The sequence below is a fragment of the Streptomyces sp. WM6386 genome (assembly GCF_000972385.1).
GTDB lineage: Bacteria > Actinomycetota > Actinomycetes > Streptomycetales > Streptomycetaceae > Streptomyces.
The window spans coordinates 1-1,038 of record NZ_JXTE01000219.1 but is presented as its reverse complement, the minus strand read 5'-3'; the positions used below and the strand labels follow the sequence as shown (position 1 = coordinate 1,038).

Genomic DNA, 1,038 nt, shown 5'->3' with positions numbered 1-1,038 from the left:
CAAGGTGCGGCCGGGAGAAATCGAGGAGCGCGCGCGGTCCGCCGGCGCAGACGCCTGGGGCGCTGGGGCGGGGCGTGCCGTCGGGCGCGGGTTCATCGTGGATGAGCCGGGGGTCGTCTTCGTATCCAGGGGCGATGGCGAAGCCGTAGCCGTTGCTGCCGCCGTGAATGAGGCGGGAGTCCCACATGCCACGATCGACCGGGTTGTAGTCGGGGTATGCGTCGGAGTCGAACGGAGCCAGAGCCTTCGTCAGTGCCCCTTCGACATCGTCCGCAGCCTCGGCTGGCAAACAGACCGTCACCGTCACGCCAGCCATCACTTCTCCTTGTCGTCTCGGCGAAGCAAGATGATCGCACGCGTGTGGATCGCGTGACCGGCCAGGTGCTCGCTGGTCAGCGGCTCAGTCTCGCTGGGGGGCCATGCCCGAGACAGCGAGAAGGCGTCGTCCTCTCCCCGGTACGGGGTGAGGACGACGTCTCTAGTTGTAGTGCGGCCTCAGATGCAGCGAGTTGATGGGACCCAGGTCGCGGTACTCGCCGTGACCGGCCGCGATCGACGACGTGCAGTCGTTCGCGTTGTAGCTGAGGCACAGCTCGACGACCGCGCCGTCGTACTGGTTGTTCAGCACCCAGTGGTTGCCCACCTGGTTGCTCAGGTTGTGCGCGCCGTATGTCCAGTAGATGTGGCTCGGGGAGACGGCCGGGTTCTGGTTCTGCGGGTAGATGCAGACCGCGCCGTAGGGGCAACCTGCCCAGTCGTCGGCCGGCTTGGCCTGTGCGGTGGCCGTCGCGACGACGGTCGCGGTGACGGTGGCGAAGGCCAGCGCGGTGGCGCGCCTCAGCATGGTGCGCATGGAAGGTGATTCCTCTCCCGTGGACTTGGGTGATCGGCGGAAACCGTACGGAGTGGTTGGGCGGGCAGGTCCTGACAGATGTCAGGGCCCGGTGGGCAGCGCGAGTGCGTACGTTCGCGGGAGACCACCGAGACCAGGGGGAGTGCCGTGGACACAGTGCGAAGATCTTGGGGTACGGGGAGAGC

At 67.1% G+C, this 1,038-nt stretch carries 1 protein-coding gene and 1 pseudogene; both read right to left on the bottom strand.

Annotated elements, in window-relative coordinates; all coding sequences use genetic code 11:
* Positions 1-316, bottom strand: a pseudogene (locus tag TN53_RS40860) (hypothetical protein); the annotation flags it as partial.
* Between the two features lie 162 nt (positions 317-478).
* Positions 479-853 carry a hypothetical protein gene (locus TN53_RS40855; RefSeq protein ID WP_052745414.1) on the bottom strand — a complete coding sequence of 125 codons (375 nt, stop codon included), beginning with the start codon at positions 851-853 and terminating at the stop codon, positions 479-481.
* Positions 854-1,038: the final 185 nt, after the last annotated feature.

Excerpts from the sequence above, each read along its gene's own strand:
- TN53_RS40855 (WP_052745414.1), bottom strand. The coding sequence starts at position 853 with ATGCGCACCATGCTGAGGCGCGCCACCGCGCTGGCCTTCGCCACCGTC.